Annotated in this window: 19 protein-coding genes; 18 read left to right on the top strand and 1 reads right to left on the bottom strand. The window is 45.4% G+C overall.

The genetic code is table 11. The annotated features are described in order from the left end of the window. The 15 genes from E0D71_RS07960 (at nucleotide 1) to E0D71_RS08030 (ending at nucleotide 14,442) form a co-directional block, all read left to right on the top strand. Nucleotides 1-1,218, top strand: coding sequence for a SufS family cysteine desulfurase (locus E0D71_RS07960; protein ID WP_133002794.1), 1,218 nt, complete (start codon nucleotides 1-3; stop codon nucleotides 1,216-1,218). A gap of 9 nt (nucleotides 1,219-1,227) precedes the next feature. Beyond that, nucleotides 1,228-1,578, top strand: coding sequence for an iron-sulfur cluster assembly accessory protein (locus E0D71_RS07965; RefSeq protein ID WP_133002795.1), 351 nt, complete (start codon nucleotides 1,228-1,230; stop codon nucleotides 1,576-1,578). Nucleotides 1,579-1,581: 3 nt separating this feature from the next. Further along, a complete protein-coding gene (sufT, locus tag E0D71_RS07970; RefSeq protein ID WP_133002796.1) occupies nucleotides 1,582-2,112 on the top strand; it encodes a putative Fe-S cluster assembly protein SufT in 531 nt (176 codons plus the stop codon). A 138-nt stretch (nucleotides 2,113-2,250) separates the two neighbouring features. Then, nucleotides 2,251-2,676 (top strand): SufE family protein, encoded by a 426-nt coding sequence (locus E0D71_RS07975; protein ID WP_133002797.1) that lies wholly within the window; start codon nucleotides 2,251-2,253, stop codon nucleotides 2,674-2,676. A 35-nt stretch (nucleotides 2,677-2,711) separates the two neighbouring features. Next, the gene (locus E0D71_RS07980) at nucleotides 2,712-3,857 is read left to right on the top strand and encodes an IscS subfamily cysteine desulfurase (RefSeq protein ID WP_133002798.1); all 1,146 of its coding nucleotides are present in this window, start codon (nucleotides 2,712-2,714) and stop codon (nucleotides 3,855-3,857) included. A 162-nt stretch (nucleotides 3,858-4,019) separates the two neighbouring features. Then, nucleotides 4,020-4,427: a nucleoside-diphosphate kinase gene (gene ndk, locus E0D71_RS07985; RefSeq protein ID WP_133002799.1), complete on the top strand. Its 408-nt coding sequence runs from the start codon at nucleotides 4,020-4,022 to the stop codon at nucleotides 4,425-4,427. A 144-nt stretch (nucleotides 4,428-4,571) separates the two neighbouring features. Next, nucleotides 4,572-5,687, top strand: coding sequence for a 23S rRNA (adenine(2503)-C(2))-methyltransferase RlmN (gene rlmN, locus E0D71_RS07990; RefSeq protein ID WP_133002800.1), 1,116 nt, complete (start codon nucleotides 4,572-4,574; stop codon nucleotides 5,685-5,687). Between the two features lie 45 nt (nucleotides 5,688-5,732). Beyond that, entirely contained in the window at nucleotides 5,733-6,461 is a 729-nt protein-coding gene (locus E0D71_RS07995) for a hypothetical protein (protein ID WP_243711981.1), read from the top strand. 1 nt (nucleotide 6,462) lies between these two features. Beyond that, nucleotides 6,463-7,476, top strand: coding sequence for a RodZ domain-containing protein (locus E0D71_RS08000; RefSeq protein WP_243711982.1), 1,014 nt, complete (start codon nucleotides 6,463-6,465; stop codon nucleotides 7,474-7,476). Between the two features lie 8 nt (nucleotides 7,477-7,484). Then, the gene (ispG, locus tag E0D71_RS08005; RefSeq protein ID WP_133002801.1) at nucleotides 7,485-8,597 is read left to right on the top strand and encodes a flavodoxin-dependent (E)-4-hydroxy-3-methylbut-2-enyl-diphosphate synthase; all 1,113 of its coding nucleotides are present in this window, start codon (nucleotides 7,485-7,487) and stop codon (nucleotides 8,595-8,597) included. A gap of 9 nt (nucleotides 8,598-8,606) precedes the next feature. Then, complete coding sequence (gene hisS / locus E0D71_RS08010) at nucleotides 8,607-9,890, top strand: histidine--tRNA ligase (RefSeq protein ID WP_133002802.1); 1,284 nt, start codon at nucleotides 8,607-8,609, stop codon at nucleotides 9,888-9,890. A gap of 40 nt (nucleotides 9,891-9,930) precedes the next feature. Then, nucleotides 9,931-10,572, top strand: a complete 642-nt coding sequence (locus tag E0D71_RS08015; RefSeq protein ID WP_133002803.1) for a tetratricopeptide repeat protein — start codon at nucleotides 9,931-9,933, stop codon at nucleotides 10,570-10,572. Between the two features lie 2 nt (nucleotides 10,573-10,574). Beyond that, entirely contained in the window at nucleotides 10,575-11,708 is a 1,134-nt protein-coding gene (bamB, locus tag E0D71_RS08020; protein WP_133002804.1) for an outer membrane protein assembly factor BamB, read from the top strand. Between the two features lie 89 nt (nucleotides 11,709-11,797). Beyond that, the gene (der, locus tag E0D71_RS08025) at nucleotides 11,798-13,135 is read left to right on the top strand and encodes a ribosome biogenesis GTPase Der (protein ID WP_133002805.1); all 1,338 of its coding nucleotides are present in this window, start codon (nucleotides 11,798-11,800) and stop codon (nucleotides 13,133-13,135) included. Nucleotides 13,136-13,338: 203 nt separating this feature from the next. Next, nucleotides 13,339-14,442 carry an enoyl-CoA hydratase/isomerase family protein gene (locus E0D71_RS08030; protein ID WP_165942971.1) on the top strand — a complete coding sequence of 368 codons (1,104 nt, stop codon included), beginning with the start codon at nucleotides 13,339-13,341 and terminating at the stop codon, nucleotides 14,440-14,442. Here the strand turns inward: E0D71_RS08030 and E0D71_RS08035 are convergent. After that, a complete protein-coding gene (locus tag E0D71_RS08035) occupies nucleotides 14,408-14,596 on the bottom strand; it encodes a DUF2496 domain-containing protein (RefSeq protein ID WP_133002807.1) in 189 nt (62 codons plus the stop codon). The genes E0D71_RS08030 and E0D71_RS08035 overlap by 35 nt on opposite strands. 158 nt (nucleotides 14,597-14,754) lie before the next feature. On the opposite strand from E0D71_RS08035, the gene E0D71_RS08040 reads away from it, so the two are divergent. From E0D71_RS08040 to E0D71_RS08050, 3 genes are all read left to right on the top strand, one after another. Next, the gene (locus tag E0D71_RS08040; protein WP_243711983.1) at nucleotides 14,755-15,417 is read left to right on the top strand and encodes a thiopurine S-methyltransferase; all 663 of its coding nucleotides are present in this window, start codon (nucleotides 14,755-14,757) and stop codon (nucleotides 15,415-15,417) included. 146 nt (nucleotides 15,418-15,563) lie between these two features. After that, a complete protein-coding gene (locus tag E0D71_RS08045) occupies nucleotides 15,564-17,840 on the top strand; it encodes a YgiQ family radical SAM protein (protein ID WP_133002808.1) in 2,277 nt (758 codons plus the stop codon). A 296-nt stretch (nucleotides 17,841-18,136) separates the two neighbouring features. After that, entirely contained in the window at nucleotides 18,137-18,736 is a 600-nt protein-coding gene (locus tag E0D71_RS08050) for a YitT family protein (RefSeq protein WP_133002809.1), read from the top strand. The last annotated feature ends 22 nt before the right edge of the window (nucleotides 18,737-18,758 follow it).

Consider the following 18,758-nt stretch of genomic DNA (forward strand, 5'->3'; position numbering starts at 1 on the left):
ATGAGTCTTGATGTAGCAGCTATCCGTGAACAGTTTCCGATTTTAAAGCGTGAAATTGATGGTAACCCTCTTGTTTATCTCGACAATGCGGCCACGACCCAGAAGCCGCAATGTGTGATTGATGCTTTGGTTAATTACTATACGACCTGTAATTCCAATGTGCATCGTGGGGCGCATCGTCTTGCGGATGAGGCAACGCGTCATTTCGAAGCGGCTCGTGATATCGTCAAAGACTTCATTAATGCGCCGAAACGCGAAGAAGTCATTTGGACATCTGGTACAACGGAAGGCATCAATATTATTGCCAATGGCTTGGGGCAATTATTGTCTCCAGGCGATGAAGTCATTACCACAGGCATGGATCACCATGCCAATTTGGTGACTTGGCAGCAAGCTTGTAAGGTGTCTGGGGCGACATTAAAAACGGTTCCAGTATTGGATTCTGGTGAACTGGACCAGTCCGCCTACAGTGCTTTGTTGAATGAACGCACTAAATTTGTTGCTTTTCCCCATGTGTCTAATGCGCTTGGTACGGTTAACCCAATCAAAGAAATGACCGCGAAAGCGAAACAGGTCGGCGCTTGGGTGTTGGTGGATGGTGCTCAAGGCGCTGCTCATGGCCGTGTTGATGTGCAAGATATTGGTTGTGATTTTTATGCGTTTTCAGGGCATAAAATTTATGGGCCAATGGGCGTCGGCGCGTTGTGGGGCAAAGCGTCTGTATTGGCGAATTGGCCTGTTTGGCGCACCGGCGGTGAGATGATTTCAACGGTGACTTTGCAAGACGCCACTTGGAATGTTCTGCCGTATCGTTTTGAGGCTGGCACGCCGAACGTCGGTGATGCGATTGCGATGGGCGAAGCAATTCGCTGGTTTAGCGCGCTTGATCAAGACGCGGTTGCGGCCCATGAAAAAGCCTTGCTGGATCATGCCACGGAACTGGCAGAACAGTTTGAAGGTTTGACCATTATTGGTCAGGCCAAAGAAAAGATTGGTGTGTTGAGCTTTGTGCTAGACCACGGTCATCCAGCGGACATTGGGTTCCTGCTTGACCGTCAGGGAATCGCGGTACGAACCGGCGATCACTGCGCTCAGCCGCTAATGGCGCGCTTTAATGTGCCTGGCACTGCGCGTGCGTCCTTCTCGGTTTATAATACTTTAGAAGAAGTTGATGCCTTATTTGCTGCGCTGAAAAAAGTGCGCACCATGTTGGCTTAGGAGAATTTGATGACAGCAACAACATTTGATCCTGTCTCTAGCGTGTCGTTAACCGCTTCCGCACAGAAATACTTTGCGTCTAAATTGGCAAAACAACCGAATAAATTGATTCGTTTAAGCACCAAAGAAAGTGGCTGTACAGGCTTTTCTTATGTGCTGGACATCGTCGATGGTGCCTCGGAACAAGACACTGTTTTGTCGTTTGGTGACGTTACCTTCGCGGTAGATTCGTCTTCAGCGCAGATGTTAAAGGGAACCGAAATTGATTTGGTTCGCGAAGGCGTTAACGAAGTGGTTAAGTTTAATAATCCTAACGTTGTGGCGGAATGTGGCTGTGGCGAAAGCTTTAGTGTGAGCTGATTCATGCAAAAAATGGTAGTAACACAGCGTGCTTGTCCTGCTCGAAGAGTACCCAGCGGCGAGCCGACAAGCATTCCTGAAGGTCAGTTCATTACAATTAATCAAAGCTTAGGTGGTAATTACACTGTCACGTGGCAAGGCAATATGCTGCGTATTGACGGCACTGATGCAGAGGCAATTGGTCAGCAACCAGAGGTCCTTAATTTCGAAAATTTAGGCTCTGATGAGATTAGCGAAGAGCAAGTCTGGCAGGCACTGAATACGATTTATGACCCGGAAATTCCGATCAGTTTAGTGTCACTTGGTTTGGTTTATAAAGTGGCGCTGGATCAAGCAAGCAAAAATGTACAGATTGATATGACGTTGACGGCACCTGGGTGTGGTATGGGGCCTGTTTTAGTTGGCGATGTGAAATATCGTGTCGCGAAAGTACCGAATGTTGAATCTGTTTCTGTTGAGCTGGTGTTTGATCCGCCTTGGTCTCGTGAAATGATGAGTGAAGAAGCTCAGTTAGAGGCTGGCCTTTTCTTTTAACGCCTTCGGTCAGTTCGTTACATCGAATACAATAAGAAACGGCCTTGGCACTTGCTAAGTGCCGTTTTGTTTTTATAGGCGTTCACTTAATGACACGCCTTTTATTATTTTATCGCGTTTACGCAAAAGAGGGGAGTCATGTCCTTACCAAGTACAGAAGAGATTGTAGACGATCTGTTGTTTTTCGACGATTGGGAAGATAAGTACAAATACATCATTGATTTAGGTAAGTCTTTGCCGGTTTTTGATGATGCTTGGCGCACGCCAGAGCGTTTGGTGAAAGGTTGTCAGAGCAGCGTTTGGATTCAACCAGGCAGTGAACAAGATGCGGCGAAAGGTGAAGTGTTGACGTTTGCCGTAGACAGTGACGCCATCATTGTTCGTGGTCTATTGGGGTTGGTGTTGGCTGCGCTAAATCATAAAACGCCAGAAGAAATTTTAGCGTTTGATGTGACCGGCTATTTTGAAGAGTTGGATCTTGAACGTCATCTAAGCCCAACGCGTGGCAATGGTTTACGTTCTATCGTTGGTCGCATTCAAAATATTGCTAAATCTGCTGCTTAATTGGCTTAAGCCGTGCTGTTTTCTCGGAGAAAGATATGAATACCCCCGTTTATTTAGATTATTCTGCTACCACGCCAGTTGACCCTAGAGTGGCTGAAAAAATGATGGCTTGCCTGACGCCGGATGGTAATTTTGGCAACCCAGCTTCACGTTCTCATCTATTTGGTTGGCGTGCAGAAGAAGCGGTGGAAGAGGCGAGAATGCAAGTGGCGGCTTTGATTCATGCTGAGTCACGCGAAATTGTGTGGACCTCAGGGGCAACAGAAGCCAATAACTTGGCGCTGAAAGGCGTGGCGCATGCTTATCGTCAAAAAGGGCGCCATATCATCACATCGATGATAGAGCACAAAGCCGTATTGGACCCTTGCAAGCAACTTGAAAAAGAAGGCTTTGAAGTCACCTATTTAAAGCCAGACAGTCACGGTGTTATTGCGTTAAGTCAGGTTCAAGAAGCGCTTCGCGAAGACACCATTTTAGTGTCTTTGATGCACGGCAATAATGAACTTGGCGTATTAACTGACATTGCTGCGATTGGTGAGTTAACGCGAGCTAATGGTGTGTTTCTTCATGTGGATGCTGCTCAAACCACGGGTAAAGTTGCCATTGATGTGAACGCAATGAAAGTGGATTTGATGTCTCTAACCGCCCATAAAACTTATGGTCCAAAAGGCATTGGCGCCTTGTATGTACGTCGTACCCCAAAAGTGAAACTGGATGCACAGATTCATGGTGGTGGTCACGAGCGTGGCATGCGTTCGGGTACATTAGCGACCCATCAAATCGTTGGTATGGGCGAAGCTTTTCGTTTGGCGGGCGAGGAAATGGAGCAAGACTGTGCTCGTATTGAAGCCTTGCGAAATCGTTTATGGAACGCTTTAAATACATTGCCTGGCGTCCATTTGAACGGGGACGCTGACGCGCGCGTTGCAGGGGTATTGAATGTGGGTTTTGCGGATGTTGATGGCGAAATTTTACTGATGTCGTTAACGGACATTGCTGTCTCGTCTGGTTCTGCTTGTACTTCGGCAAGCTTGGAGCCGTCTTATGTGTTGCGAGCCATTGGCTTGTCTGATGCCTTGGCGCACAGTTCATTGCGCTTGTCGGTTGGGCGCTTTACCACAGAAGCGGAAGTGGATTTTGCCGCGACAACGATAAAAAACGCAGTGAGTAAGCTTAGATAAGATGGAATTGCTCGAAAAGCGTCTTTTAAATACGATATAACAAAAGAAAACGCGTTTCGGCATACAATTTTAACAAAGAGATGCGTATAATCCACGCGCTGAACTTTTATGTCTTGGGTCATGTTAAACATCACCCTTTTGAATTTAATTTGGAGTTATATCATGGCGTTGGAACGTACTCTTTCTATCATCAAACCAGATGCTGTTGCGAAAAACGTAATTGGCGAAATCTACACTCGTTTCGAGCGTGCTGGTCTTAAAATCGTTGAAGCTAAAATGGTTCAACTAGACGACGAATTGGCTGGCGGTTTTTACGCTGAGCACAAAGAACGTCCTTTCTACAAAGACTTGGTTGGTTTCATGACTTCTGGTCCTGTTGTTGTTTCTGTTCTTGAAGGTGAAGGTGCTGTTCTTCGTCACCGTGAACTAATGGGTGCTACTAACCCTAAAGAAGCGGCTGCTGGCACTTTGCGTGCAGATTACGCAACTTCTATCGATGCTAACGCTGTACACGGTTCTGATTCTGTTGAATCAGCAGCTCGTGAAATTGCTTACTTCTTCGGTAAGTAATTGACAGCTAGGACTTTTATGTCCGAACTGATTTGTAAAAGCGGGCGCTAGCCCGCTTTTTTACAGAGGCTTCTGAAAAGACCTTTCTTTTCAGAGGCTTTTTTCGTTTACACTTAATGCTATACACAGCAAGCGATATTTATTATGACTGACATCAAAAAAATAAACCTATTGGGTTTATCTCCTGAAAAACTGATCGAGTATTTTGAATCCATCGGTGAGAAAAAATTCCGTGCCACTCAAGTGATGAAATGGATTCATCAAAAGGGCGCTGAAAGTTTCGAAGAAATGACGGATGTCAGTAAGGTGCTGCGCGCAAAATTGGAAAAGACGTGCGAAATTCGCGCTCCAGAGATTGTTTCTCAAAACATTTCAACAGACGGTACACGTAAGTGGATCATCCGCACGGAAGGTGGCAAGAACGATTGTGTTGAGACGGTATTGATCCCTGATGGTGATCGTGCAACCTTGTGTGTGTCTTCTCAGGTTGGTTGCTCTTTGGATTGCAGTTTTTGCTCCACGGGTAAACAGGGCTTTAACCGTAACTTAACACCGGCTGAGATTATTGGTCAGGTGTGGATTGCGATTAAATCCTTTGGCCCAATGGACCCAAATGGTCCTCGCCGCGTGACGAACGTCGTCATGATGGGCATGGGTGAGCCACTGATGAACTTTGAGCCTGTTGTCGATGCGATGATACTGATGATGCACGACAACGCGTATGGCTTGTCTAAGCGTCGTGTTACTTTGAGCACCTCTGGTGTGGTGCCAAAAATTTACGAGTTGGTAAAGCGTACCGATGTGTCACTGGCGATTTCTTTGCACGCACCCAATGATGCGCTGCGTAATGAACTTGTGCCTATTAACAAAAAATACCCTATTGCTGAGTTGATTGAATCCTGCCAGCATTATTTGGCTAATTTGCCGGATAAACGCCACATCACGATTGAATACACCTTGATGTCGGGTGTGAACGACAACGAAAATCAGGCTCATGAGTTGGCGGAGTTGCTTCAAGAGTTGGAGTGTAAAATCAATTTGATACCATTCAACCCTTTCCCAAATTCGGGTTATGAAAAGCCATCTAATAATCGTACTCGTCGTTTCCAGAAAATTTTGGCTGACGCAGGCTATACTGTAACCGTGCGAACGACCCGTGGTGATGATATTGATGCGGCGTGTGGCCAATTAGTTGGTGACTTTCACGATAAGACACGTCGTAGTCAAAAGTACATAGAGTTGCGTGAAGTAAAGAGTTAAGCGGATCGTTCCGAAACTCCTGTAATGTAAGACAAGGATGTCTTCATGAAAAAACACCTAGTGATGGCAATGGTGCTCAGCGCATTATTGCTTTCTGCTTGTGCTTACCAGCCTGTTAGCCAGAGTACCCACAAACATTCCGATCAAAAACGCTTGTCCTTGATACAGGCGCATCTTTTGTTGGGTCAGTTGCCATTGGCAAAATCCCAATTGGATCAAATTACAGACCAAAATCGACGTCGAGAGTATTGGCGTTTATTGAGTCTATACTGGCTGCAAGTGGGTGATGAGAGCAAAGCGTTAGATGCACACCGGCAAGGTTTGCAGCGATTTCCTAATGATGATTTTTTATTGAACAACTTTGGTGTTTTATTAGGGGCAAAACGACAGTGGTCCGAGGCCTGTCTGGCTTTTCAAAAGGCGGCCCAAAATGGCTTGTCAACAAGGCAATCCGTGTGGATTAACCTCTCTCGCTGTGCGATACGTCAAGATGACGTAAAAAAGGCGTGGAAGGATCTAAAACGAGCAAAAGAAATCGCGCATTTGCCGCTTATTGGTTTGATGACTGAGCTTAATCTTGTTTTAATACAGGGTAACCTTAGTAAGGCTCGCCTCATTTTAAATAATATCCAGGCTGAAACTAGAAATACGCAAAACACAGCGTATTTTGATGAATATAACTGTCTGTCGCGGCAGATCATCGCACGCGAAACTGACCCTACAATTTATTCATCCGCGAGCACTTCGATATGCTTGGATAGCTCAAGGTATTAACATGACAACTGAATTCCAAACTGATGTTTCTTTTAACGACAGCGACACCGCAAACATTGATATCGGTAAGAGTCTTAAAGCCGCGCGAGTTGAGCGTCATTTAGATGAAAGGCAAGTTTCTACCGAATTAAAAATTCCAATCGACCAAGTGAGGGCGTTGGAAGACAATCAGTTTGATTATTTTAGATCTGCGACCTTTGCTAGGGGTTATCTTAAGGGCTATTGCCGTCTGGTAGGTCTGGATGTAAACCTGATGTTAGCGGCGTTCGATTCGCTCACCACCGCCAAAGCGGAATCTAATATTAAACCGGTCGATAAGGTCATCAATAAGCAAGCAGGCTTTGGTGATCCTTTTGTTATTCTTATCTCCATTGTTATTATTGCCGTCTTGGTTTTTTTAGCGTTTTGGTGGCCTTCCTTTTCAAATAATAACTCGGCAGTGATTGAAAAAAATGCCGCCGCGGATCAAGGTGTCGAAGAGCAAAGCTCGGTAGATACATCCATGCCTGCTTTGGCTCCCTCTGCGACCTCTAACGAGGCTGCAGCGACCACTGAACCAGAAGCTTCTGTTGCGCAAGATTCGGATGATGCCGCCGTCAATAAAGCCGCCGCAGAAGAAGAGTTGCCGGTCGCTGATAATGCGGTCACGACTGGGCTGTCTGCGGAAACCATTGCGATCCTAGAAAAAGCGGGTGTTAATCCCCAAAAAGTCGAAGAAGCAACAAAAGATGTGCCTACAGAGCAAGTTGTCAGTACGCCTCAAGCTCCCCTTTATAAAAACGACATAGAAATGGCGTTTGATGCGGATTGCTGGACTGAGATTCGAGACAGTACCGGTAAAATTTTATACTCAGGTGTGAAAGCCGCAGGCAGTAAATTAGAGGTTACCGGTAGCGCGCCTTATCGTGTTGTTATTGGTTACGCTCGTGGTGTTTCCTCATTTAAATTTAAAGGTGAAGTCTACGACTTCTCCTCATATACTCACAAAGATCTGGCTCGCTTCGAGCTCAAGTAGAGAAAACTATGCATTTTGAATCGCCAATAAAACGTCGTCAATCACGTCAAATTATGGTGGGGAATGTGCCAGTTGGTGGCGGCGCCCCTATTAGTGTTCAGAGTATGACGAACACTGAAACCTGCGATGTTGATGCCACAGTCGCTCAAATAAGAGCCATCGCCGATGCTGGTGGTGACATTGTACGTGTGTCTATTCCTTCCATGGATGCGGCAGAAGCCTTTAAGCAAATTCGTAAACAAGTGTCTGTGCCACTGGTTGCCGATATCCATTTTGATTATAAAATTGCTCTCAAAGTGGCTGAATACGGGGTAGATTGCTTACGTATCAACCCAGGTAATATTGGTAATAAAGACCGAATTCGATCGGTTGTTGATTGCGCTCGAGACAAAAACATCCCGATTCGAATTGGTGTGAATGCAGGATCATTAGAAAAAGACTTGCAGAAAAAGTACGGTGAACCTACGCCTGATGCTTTGGTTGAGTCGGCTTTTCGTCAACTTCAGTATTTTGATGAATTGGATTTCCATGAGTACAAGTTAAGCCTTAAAGCGTCGGATATTTTTATGACGGTTGAGGCCTATCGCAAAATCGCCAGTCAAATTGATAACCCGTTGCATTTAGGGATTACAGAAGCCGGCGGCTTGCGTTCAGGTACGGTGAAGTCGTCTATCGGCCTAGGGCTTTTGTTGATGGATGGCATTGGCGACACATTGCGAGTGTCTCTGGCGGCCGACCCTGTACAAGAAATAAAAGTCGGTTGGGACATGTTGCGCAGTCTTAAATTGCGTAACCGCGGCATTAACTTTATTGCCTGCCCAAGCTGCTCGCGTCAAAACTTTGACGTGATTAAAACCATGAATCAGCTTGAAGAGCGATTAGAAGATATCGTCATTCCAATGGACGTCGCTGTGATTGGTTGTGTGGTAAATGGGCCTGGTGAAGCAAAAGAAGCGGACATAGGTCTTGCTGGTGGTTCGCCAAATAACCTAGTGTATTTGGATGGCAAACCGAACAGCAAATTCAAGAATGAAACATTAGTTGACGATCTTGAAAAAATGATTCGTCAGAAGGCTAAAACTAAAGAACGTGAGATGGCGAACATCATCGCTAAAAATTAAGGAATTGTAGTGGCTCGTAAAATCCAAGCTATTCGAGGAATGAATGACATTCTTCCAGGCCAGTCTTCTGTTTGGCAATATTTAGAAAGCACGGTTGCTGATGTTGTGAAGTCTTATGGCTACCAACAGATTCGTTTTCCGATCGTTGAAAACACCGACCTGTTTAAACGTGGTGTGGGTGAAACAACAGACATCGTTGAAAAAGAAATGTACACCTTTGAGGATCGCAATGGTGAATCGTTAACCTTGCGCCCAGAAGGAACCGCAAGTTGTGTGCGTGCAGCGGATCAAGCTGGTTTGTTGTTTAATCAAGTGCAGCGCTTGTGGTACACAGGTCCTATGTTTCGTTATGAGCGCCCGCAAAAAGGTCGCTACCGTCAGTTTCACCAAATTGGTGTTGAAGCCTTTGGTATGGCGAGTGCCGACGTTGATGCTGAACTGATTGTTTTGTCTGCGCGCTTATGGAAAAAGCTGGGGTTGTTGGAGCATGTTGAGCTGCAACTGAATACCATCGGCTTGGCGTCTGAGCGCGAAGCTTACAAAGCGGCCTTGGTTGATTACTTAACAGAGTTTAAAGATCAGCTAGACGAAGACAGTCAGCGCCGCTTAACGACGAACCCATTGCGTATTTTGGACTCTAAAGACGAAGCAACACAGGCGGTGTTGAACAACGCCCCTAGTCTTCGGGACTTTATCGGCGAAGAGTCCCAAGCGCACTTTGAACGTTTGCAAGCAATTCTGACGGCAAATGGCGTGCCTTTTGTGATTAACCATCGCTTAGTTCGCGGCCTAGATTATTATGGTAAAACGGTGTTTGAATGGGTGACTGCGCATCTTGGTGCTCAAGCAACCGTTTGTGCCGGTGGCCGTTACGATGGCTTGGTCGAACAGTTAGGGGGTAAAGCAACGCCAGCTGTGGGCTTTGCGATGGGGATTGAGCGCCTAGTATTGCTACTGGAAACGCTTGAACTTATTCCTGAAGAAGCCAAAGCCTCTACGGATGTGTTTGTTGTTAGTTTGGGCGAGGACGCTGAAATTACCTCTTCTGTGCTGGCGGAGACGCTGCGCTCTGAATTAGCTGGTGTGACGGTATTGCGTCATTGTGGCGGCGGTAACTTTAAAAACCAGATGAAGAAAGCCAATAACTCAGGCGCTCGTTTGACTCTTATTTTGGGTCAAGAAGAAGTGGAGCAAGGCATTTGTCAGGTCAAAGACATGCAAACCGGTGATCAAGAATCTTGTCAGATTGCTGATATCGCGAACTGTGTGAATGCTAAATTACAGTTGAATTAAGTCTGGCGCCAGTTACGGCATCTTAAACGAGGAATAAAAAGTGTCTGAATTAAAGACTGAAGAAGAACAAATTGAAGCGTTTAAAGAGTGGTGGAAAAAGAACGGCACTGTCTTAATCATAGCGATTGCGGTTTGCGTTGGTGGCTATTTTGGTTGGCAAGCTTGGCAAAAAAGCCAAGCAGATCATTTGAGTGAAGCGTCTGCTTTGTATCAAAATATGATCGAAGCCGCGTCTGACTTGTCAAAAGAAGACAACCAAAAAACAGTCTCTTTCATTGCTAAGCAATTGACTGATGATTATAACGATACGGGTTATGCCATGTTTGGTCAGTTGTTCTCAGCTCGTTTAGATGCTCAAAAGGGCAACTACGATGCGGCCATTACGGATCTTAAAACGGCGATCAAGCAGACGGAAGACGCGTCTTTTATTGCGATAGCGAACTTACGTATTACTAAGTTACAGATTCAAAAAGAAGAGTACAGCGCTGCGCTAGCAACATTAGAGCAAGTGACCTCTTCTGAGTTTCTTGCTCAGCGTCAAGAACTTGCAGGGGATATTTACCTTAAGCAAGGTAAGCGTGATGAAGCGAGAGTGGCGTATCAAAAAGCCAGTGAAGCCTTGGGTGACAATGTTAAACACCCATTGCTAGACATTAAACTCAAGGACTTAGTCAAAGGTTGATTATGAGTAAATCGCTTGTTACTGGTGTTATATTAGCGGCTTTAATGCTCCAAGGTTGTGCCAGCTCCCGTCCTGATTTGCCTAGCCCAGCGCCCATCGACAGTGAAGTGGATTTAGACACATCATGGCGTACTGGTGTGGATGGCGATTTTGGTGAGACGAGCGAACGTTACAACTTGGTTGCACAAGATAATAGTTTATTCTTCGTTACTCGCGTCGGTTCTGTGTATCAGCTTACCCAAAAAGACGGCGATGAAGTGCTTCGTATCAAAACGAAATATAAACCCAGTGCAGGCGTAACTCGTGACGCTGATAACATCTATTTTGGTACTTATGAAGGCCAACTTGTGGCCGTTTCATTGAAGAAAAAAGCGGTGGAATGGACGCAGACCTTGAGTTCTGAAGTGCTTTCTGAGCCGGCGTATTATGATGGTAAGTTGGCCGTGCAAACTGCCGATGGTTGGTTGAGTCTTTTGGATGCGAGCGATGGCCATGTGCTATGGCGAGCAAAAGAGGATTTGCCTGCATTGACGGTCCGTGGTACAAGTGCGCCTATTATTATTAATGGTAAGGTACTAGCTGGCTTTTCAGACGGCAAAGTAAAAGCCTTTGATCTGCAAACCGGTAAACAGGTTTGGTCTTATGACGTTGGTAAACCCGAAGGCCGTTATGAAATTGAACGCTTGAGTGATGTAGATGGTCGTTTGGTTGTCAAAGACGGTGTGGTTTATGCGGCGGCTTATAATGGCACAGTGACGGCTTTATCGTTGCAAAAAGGCAGTCCCATCTGGCAGCGTAGTATTCCTAGTGCTGTTGGTGTTGCAGTGAGAGATGACCTTCTCGTTGCGGTGGATTTGGACAGTAATGTGATCGCTTTAAACGCCAAAAATGGCTCTCAAGTGTGGGAAAACAAAACACTTGAAAAGCGAGATTTGATTACGCCTGAATTTTTTAGAGATTATGTTGCGGTGATGGATCGAGGTGGCTATGTCCATTTACTAGACCTTAAAACAGGAATAGTAAAAGGGCGTGATATCGCGAACGATGATGTTGCTCCAGGCAGTCGTATGATAGCGGATGGAAATCAGCTGTTTATATTGACGCCGGACTCAGATGTCACGGCATTGAGCTATTGAAGTCGACACGACTTCTCTTTTAGCGATTTTAAAGAGGCTGCCATTCCTAAAAGGAGTGGTGGCCGCTTTGTATTTTTATAGGTAAAAAAATGATCCCAGTTATTGCATTGGTAGGTAGACCCAATGTTGGAAAGTCGACCCTTTTTAACCGTTTGACACGTTCTCGCGATGCCTTGGTGGCCGATTATCCTGGCCTAACCCGAGACCGCAAATATGGCGATGGTAAAGCGGGTGAGCATGAATTTATTGTTATTGACACTGGTGGTATCAGTGGCGACGAACAAGGTATTGATGAAAAGATGGCGCGTCAGTCTCTTCTTGCGATAGAAGAAGCGGATGCGGTGCTCTTTTTAGTGGATGGCCGACATGGTCTTAATCCTGCCGATGAAATGATTGCAAACCACTTACGCCGCGCGAATAAGCCTATTTACCTTGTGGTCAACAAGACCGATGGTATTAATGAAGATATTGCCTTGGCAGATTTTTATTCATTAGGGCTTGGTGAATTACTGCCGATTGCGGCGGCGCACGGTAAAGGCGTTCATATCTTAATTGATAAGGTTATGTTGCCGTTTGCTGAGCAAGTTGAAGAAGCAAAAAATCAAATTCAACTGGGTTCTCGTGGTATTCGTATTGGTGTGGTTGGGCGTCCTAATGTGGGCAAATCGACCTTGGTAAATCGCATGCTAGGTGAAGACCGAGTCGTGGTTTATGACATGCCAGGCACCACGCGCGACAGTGTGTACATTCCTTATATTCGTAATGAGAAAGAATACACACTGATCGATACCGCGGGCGTGCGTCGTCGTAAGCATGTGAAAGAAGCGGTTGAGAAATTCTCGATTGTGAAAACGCTGCAAGCGATTCAAGATGCCAACGTGGTGATTGTGGTGATTGATTCCCATGAAGACTTGGTTGAACAAGATCTGCATATGATTGGTTATGTGCTGGATGCCGGTCGTGGTGTGGTGATTGCCGTCAACAAATGGGATGGCTTAGCAAAAGATGAGCGCGAGCACATCAAGAGCGAAGTGGAGCGTCGTTTAGGGTTTGTTCCTTACGCAAAAGTGCATTACATTTCGGCTTTGCACGGTACTGATGTTGGTAATTTATACGATACGATCGAATCCACGTATGAGTCTTGTTACGCTAAGTGGTCTACGAACCGTTTGACTCGTATCCTTGAAGATGCGATTGCTGAGCATCAGCCTCCAATGGTCAATAGCCGTCGTATTAAGTTACGTTATGCTCACCAAGGGGGTTCAAACCCTCCACGTATTGTTGTGCATGGTAACCAAACGGACTCGCTTCCAGGCAGTTATAAAAAATACTTGGAAAACAAATTCCGTACCATACTGAATATTACCGGTACTCCGATTTCATTTGAGTTTAAGTCTTCGGAAAACCCGTACGCGCCTAAAAAATAATCTCAGATTATTGTATGGTGTTTTGAAAACCTCTTCATTCAGATGAAGGGGTTTTTTTGTTTGAGGTTGTCGCTTTTTTCGCTTTGTATCTTGGTTTTTTACCCGTAAGACTTTTGTCGTAATGGACGATTGATAGATTGCTTGCGAATAACGCATGGGGTAGTTTCTGTATTAAAGCCGATAAAAATAAAAAGGAGTGCTTTGTGACCAATCCTGTTGTGTTTGAGGTTCAGCCTTTTGCTGAGCGTTATAAGTTAGGTGTAATCCGACTTAATCATCCTTCTGCATTGAATGCTCTGAGCATGGAGATGATAGAGCAGATGCTTAGCCAGCTAGAGAGTTGGCGAATGGATCAGACGGTCGTCGCTATTTGGTTAGAAGGCGCAGGGGATAAAGCCTTTTGTGCCGGTGGTAATGTGGTTGATGTTTATCGCAGTCTTGTCACGTCTGAAGAGACGCATTTTGCCCATCGTTACTTTGAAGAAGAGTACGCCCTTGATTATTTACTACACCGTTTTCCTAAACCTATTATTTGTTGGGGAAGTGGGTATGTGATGGGCGGTGGTATGGGGCTAATGATGGCCTCTCGTTATCGCGTGGTAACACCATCCAGCAAGTTGGCCATGCCTGAAATTAGCATTGGTTTGTACCCTGACGTAGGGGCCAGTTACTTCTTAAATCAGCTGGAAAGCAAGGAAATAGCGCGTTTTATGGCGCTAACCGGGTATCAGGTCTCTGCCACGGATGCGTGTGAGCTCGGTTTGGCAACGCATTACATTATGGCAGAAGATCGCGATGCTTTGATCGCGTCGTTTGCTAACGCCAGCATGGTGGAATTGGACCCCAAAAAGGTCACGTCTATTATTGAACAGGCGTTGTTCACTCGCGCCCAATCCGATGAGTTACCCTTGCTCAAACCTGAGCTAACGGCACTGCAACCGACGGTAATGACATTAATGTCAGGGGACATTGAGAACGTTTATGCCGCTATGTTGTCCTATTCACCAGAATGTCCGGCAATGATAAAAGCGAAAGAAAACTTTTTGAATGGCAGCCCCTTATCCGCCCATTTGATATTGGCGCAATTGGATTGGGCTCACGGCAAAAGTTTAGAATCCGTTTTTATGCGCGAGCTTCAGTTGTCTGTTGCCTGCTGTGCTCAAGGGGATTTTAAAGAAGGTGTGCGAGCCTTATTGGTTGATAAAGACAAGCAACCAAAATGGCAATATGGACGTATTTCAGACGTACCAAAAGAGCGAGTGATGGACTTCTTTAAGGTTGAGGAGCCGTCTTTGCCGCCGCACTGAGTGCGTTGTTGGCGTGCTTTTGTTTTGCTTTAAAATCGTTCAAGGCAAGCGTTAAAGCGTCAATTGCGACTTGATTGTCTATCTTGTTGTCTTCAAGTAAAGCAATTAAATCAATGGCCAGTTTTATGTGTGTAGGTGCGTTTTCTAAAGACATAATGTTTCCGTATAAAAAGTGTCGTATTTAGGGTGTAAAAATAGAGATCTGAATCAATATTATTTGTTAGGATTAGATAGGTTTACCCATTTTAACCTATTGTCGAAGATATAATGATCGGCGGCAAGAGACTTAGAGTCGCCTAGGATAGAGATAAAATGATGCTTAATGAAACCGGTGTAATAACAAACGAATTTTGGTTGGACCGTTGGAAATCGGGACGAATTGGCTTTCATAAAGAAGGTGTGAATCCTCGACTGGTTGGCTATTGGCCTGACTTGCCAAAAGGCAGTCATGTGCTGGTTCCTTTGTGTGGCAAATCAAACGACATGATTTGGCTAGCAGAGCAGGGCTATCAAGTGACTGGGGTTGAACTCTCTTCTTTGGCTGTGGTGCAATTTCTTGGTGACAACGATTTAGTGTATAACACTCATGAAGAAGGTGACCTGAAAATCCATACGGTGGAAGGGCTTTCTTTAAGAATCGTTGAAGGGGATTTTTTCACCTTTAAAGAAACAGGTTTTGACGCCTGTTATGACCGCGCGGCTATGGTGGCTATGCCATCGAATCGACGAGCTGAATACGTTTCTCATGCGCTTTCATTACTTGCGCCTTCGGCCTTCGTATTACTGATTTCACTGCGCTATGATGGTGATAAACAGGGGCCGCCATTTTCTGTTACGCATGAAGAAATTAACCAGATGTGGGGCGATAAGATTCAAAAAATTGCCTCTGAAGATCTTGTGCAAACCAATGCGCAATACAAAGATCAAGGGCACGGTTTCTTTGAAGAGAGTGTTTGGCATATCGTCCCTGCTTAAGCTCTTCTGATCAGCTTTACATATTGGCTCTGTATACCGGAGGTCTTTTCTGGGATAATGCCGGAAAATTCCCCCGATAACCTATGTATCTTCGTAACGCACATTTCGTGATGTCATCGTGGTTACGTCGATACCAAGAGCTGCCAATGATAAAACGACATAAAACCGCCACCGATCTATTCTCATATCCAACGTATTGGGCTGAATGTTACGGTGTTTCCCCTTTTTTGCCGACCACCCGAGAAGAAATGGACCAGCTTGGCTGGGACAGCTGTGATGTGATTATTGTCACTGGGGATGCCTATGTGGATCACCCAAGTTTTGGTATGGCCGTATTGGGGCGTTTATTAGAGTCTAAAGGCTATCGTGTCGGCATTATTGATCAACCAGATTGGCGTAATGCCAATGATTTCATGCGCTTGGGCCGTCCTAATTTGTATTTTGGGGTAACGGCGGGGAACATGGATTCCTTGATTAACCGTTATACCGCAGACCTTAAAGTGCGTAACGACGACGCTTACACACCTTATGGTGTGGGGGGCAAACGTCCAGATCGCGCTGTCATTGTTTATTCTCAACGTTGTAAAGAAGCCTTCCATGACGTGCCTGTGATGGTCGGTGGTATTGAAGCGAGTTTGCGTCGTATTGCTCAGTATGACTATTGGAGCGATGAAGTTCGACGTTCGGTTTTGATAGACTCCACCGCCGATATTTTACTTTATGGTAATGCGGAACGCGCCATGCTGGACGTTACTCATCAAATCGCGATGGGTAAAACGATCAAAGAATTAACCAATATTCGTGGCACCACCATTGTTCGAGATGCACCGCCAGGTGGTTACACAGAAATTGACTCAACCCGAGTAGATTGGCCTGGCAAGGTCGACCAAATATACAGCCCTTACGAATACATTCCTGAAGGCAAATGCCAGACAAAAGAGGGCGAAGAAGACTCTGATGTCATGCCTATTCGAGTGATTCCTGCGCCATTACGTCGCGGTGAGAAACTGGACCCTGAAACCACTTATATTCGCTTGCCTTCGTTTGAAAAGGTCTCTAAAGACCCTGTTTTGTATGCGCATACTTCACGTATTTTGCACCTGGAATCTAACCCGCATAATGCGCGAGCTTTGATTCAAAAACATGGTAAAAAAGAGATTTGGGTTAATCCGCCACCAATTCCATTGGAAACACCGGAAATGGATGGTGTCTTTGATCTGCCTTATGCGCGTGTGCCACATCCGAAATACAAAAAAGCGCGTATTCCTGCCTACGACATGATCAAAACGTCGATCAATATTATGCGAGGCTGTTTTGGTGGCTGTACTTTTTGTTCGATTACCGAGCACGAAGGGCGGGTTATTCAGAGTCGTTCCCATGAATCTATCTTAAATGAGATAGAAGAAATCAAAGCTAAGGTGCCAGGCTTTACCGGTCATATTTCTGACTTAGGTGGTCCTACCTCGAATATGTACACTCTGAACTGTAACGACGATGAGGTTCAGGCTTCTTGTCGTAAGTTATCCTGTGTGTATCCTACGATTTGCTCTAACTTAAATACGGACCATAGCCCAACCACCCAGCTATACCGTAAAACGCGTGCCGTAGAAGGGATTCATACCGTTTCTATTGCCTCAGGCCTACGCTATGACCTAGCGGTTGAAGACCCTGAGTACGTACGTGAGTTGGTGACGCATCACGTTGGTGGTTTGTTAAAAATTGCCCCAGAGCACTCTGAAAAAGACACCTTGTCTAAAATGATGAAGCCGGGCATGGGCACCTACGAGCGTTTCAAGCGGATGTTTGATAAATACTCTAAAGAAGCGGGCAAAAAACAGCATTTGATTCCGTACTTTATTGCGGCTCACCCGGGCAGTTCAGATGAAGACATGATGAATTTGGCTTTGTGGTTGAAAACCAACGATTTCAAACCGGATCAGGTACAAACCTTTTACCCTTCACCTATGTCGTTGGCGACGGCCATGTACCATTCCGGTAAGAACCCATTGAAACCGGTGACTTATAAGAGTGAAGACGTTTATACGCCGAAAGACTATAAACAGCGCACCGTACAAAAAGGCTTTTTACGCTACCACGACCAGAACAACTGGAAAGATTTGCGTAATACCTTGATCAAAATGGGACGCGCAGATTTGATCGGTAATGGCGACAATAAGTTGGTGCCATCGGAAGACAAAGACAAACAAGTGTCGCGTCGTCCAGTGAAGCCAAAAGCAGGGCAGCAGACCGGGGCTTCTCATACCTCGAATCGTCCAACAATGGCGAAGAATGCGGCGGCGGATAAAGCGCGTAAAAAGTCTGGTAAAGCGGGAGGCAGTGCGTCCTCTCGAGCAGGGGGCGCGCCAACAAACGCTGCTGCAGTTCCCGCTAAACGTCGTAAATCCAAGGTTAAATCTCGCTAAGAAAAACCAAGATAGGTGAGTCTAAAACCTCGTAGTGCTCGGTCATTACGAGGTTTTTTATTGTCTGAAATGCACTGATAGTGAGCGTGTAAAAGGTAAAAAGTCATAAAGCGAGCACAGTGGATGATAAACACTCCAGTTTATGGATAATACAGTCCATCAAATTTGGTATGTGTTATGCATACGTTGCAGAAACGCTGGGTTACTATTTAATCTGCGTTAACCGCTTCCACAAGAAGCGAACGACAGCTATTCCGTCATTAATCAAAAGTTAATGCGGGCATTGAGGACTTATTATGAACGTAACACACCGTTGGCTTTCTATTTTTGAAGGCTGTGTATTGGTTGCTTTAGGCATACACATTCTGAACTCAGCCGGTCTACTGATTAGTGGCACTGCTGGAGTCGGTATGATACTGAGACAGTTAACCGACCTTTCTTTTGGGCAGTTATTCTTTTTGCTCAACATCCCTTTTTATCTGCTTGCTTGGCGTACTTTAGGTCGAGACTTTACCGTTAACACCTTTATCAGTATTAGCTTGTTGTCGATTTTCTCTGAGTTAATGAAACACTTTGTTTCGATTGATATGAACCCTATTTTATCGGGTACCTTAGGGGGATTATTGGTGGGTTTTGGGCTCATTATTTTATTCCGACATAACGCCTCTTTAGGTGGGTTGAATATTCTCTCTGTGTATTTAGAGCGCCGCTATGGGATTCATGCCAGCAAGACCACACTAGTGGCTGACTTATTGGTTTTTGCGGTGGCGATAGTGACATTAAAAGCGGAAAGCATAGGCTACTCTTTGCTTGCCTTTGCTTTTTTAAGTTCAGTGGTAGGGCGCTACCATCGACCACCCAAATGGGCGCACGCCAAAGAAATCAAAGCGGCTTAATTGGTGGTTCACCATTGGTAGA

Origin of the sequence: Marinomonas sp. KMM3893 (assembly GCF_004352855.1) — a bacterium.
In the GTDB taxonomy this organism is placed as follows: Bacteria; Pseudomonadota; Gammaproteobacteria; order Pseudomonadales; family Marinomonadaceae; genus Marinomonas; species Marinomonas arenicola.

Bases quoted from the DNA above. Each gene is read 5' to 3' on its own strand.
- E0D71_RS07980 (WP_133002798.1), top strand. From the start codon at position 2,712: ATGAATACCCCCGTTTATTTAGATTATTCTGCTACCACGCCAGTTGAC.
- E0D71_RS07975 (WP_133002797.1), top strand. From the start codon at position 2,251: ATGTCCTTACCAAGTACAGAAGAGATTGTAGACGATCTGTTGTTTTTC.
- E0D71_RS07995 (WP_243711981.1), top strand. From the start codon at position 5,733: ATGAAAAAACACCTAGTGATGGCAATGGTGCTCAGCGCATTATTGCTT.
- bamB (WP_133002804.1), top strand. From the start codon at position 10,575: ATGAGTAAATCGCTTGTTACTGGTGTTATATTAGCGGCTTTAATGCTC.
- E0D71_RS08035 (WP_133002807.1), bottom strand. From the start codon at position 14,596: ATGTCTTTAGAAAACGCACCTACACACATAAAACTGGCCATTGATTTA.
- E0D71_RS08000 (WP_243711982.1), top strand. From the start codon at position 6,463: ATGACAACTGAATTCCAAACTGATGTTTCTTTTAACGACAGCGACACC.
- ndk (WP_133002799.1), top strand. From the start codon at position 4,020: ATGGCGTTGGAACGTACTCTTTCTATCATCAAACCAGATGCTGTTGCG.
- E0D71_RS07965 (WP_133002795.1), top strand. From the start codon at position 1,228: ATGACAGCAACAACATTTGATCCTGTCTCTAGCGTGTCGTTAACCGCT.
- E0D71_RS08040 (WP_243711983.1), top strand. From the start codon at position 14,755: ATGATGCTTAATGAAACCGGTGTAATAACAAACGAATTTTGGTTGGAC.
- ispG (WP_133002801.1), top strand. From the start codon at position 7,485: ATGCATTTTGAATCGCCAATAAAACGTCGTCAATCACGTCAAATTATG.
- E0D71_RS08050 (WP_133002809.1), top strand. From the start codon at position 18,137: ATGAACGTAACACACCGTTGGCTTTCTATTTTTGAAGGCTGTGTATTG.
- E0D71_RS08045 (WP_133002808.1), top strand. From the start codon at position 15,564: ATGATAAAACGACATAAAACCGCCACCGATCTATTCTCATATCCAACG.
- sufT (WP_133002796.1), top strand. From the start codon at position 1,582: ATGCAAAAAATGGTAGTAACACAGCGTGCTTGTCCTGCTCGAAGAGTA.
- der (WP_133002805.1), top strand. From the start codon at position 11,798: ATGATCCCAGTTATTGCATTGGTAGGTAGACCCAATGTTGGAAAGTCG.
- E0D71_RS07960 (WP_133002794.1), top strand. From the start codon at position 1: ATGAGTCTTGATGTAGCAGCTATCCGTGAACAGTTTCCGATTTTAAAG.
- rlmN (WP_133002800.1), top strand. From the start codon at position 4,572: ATGACTGACATCAAAAAAATAAACCTATTGGGTTTATCTCCTGAAAAA.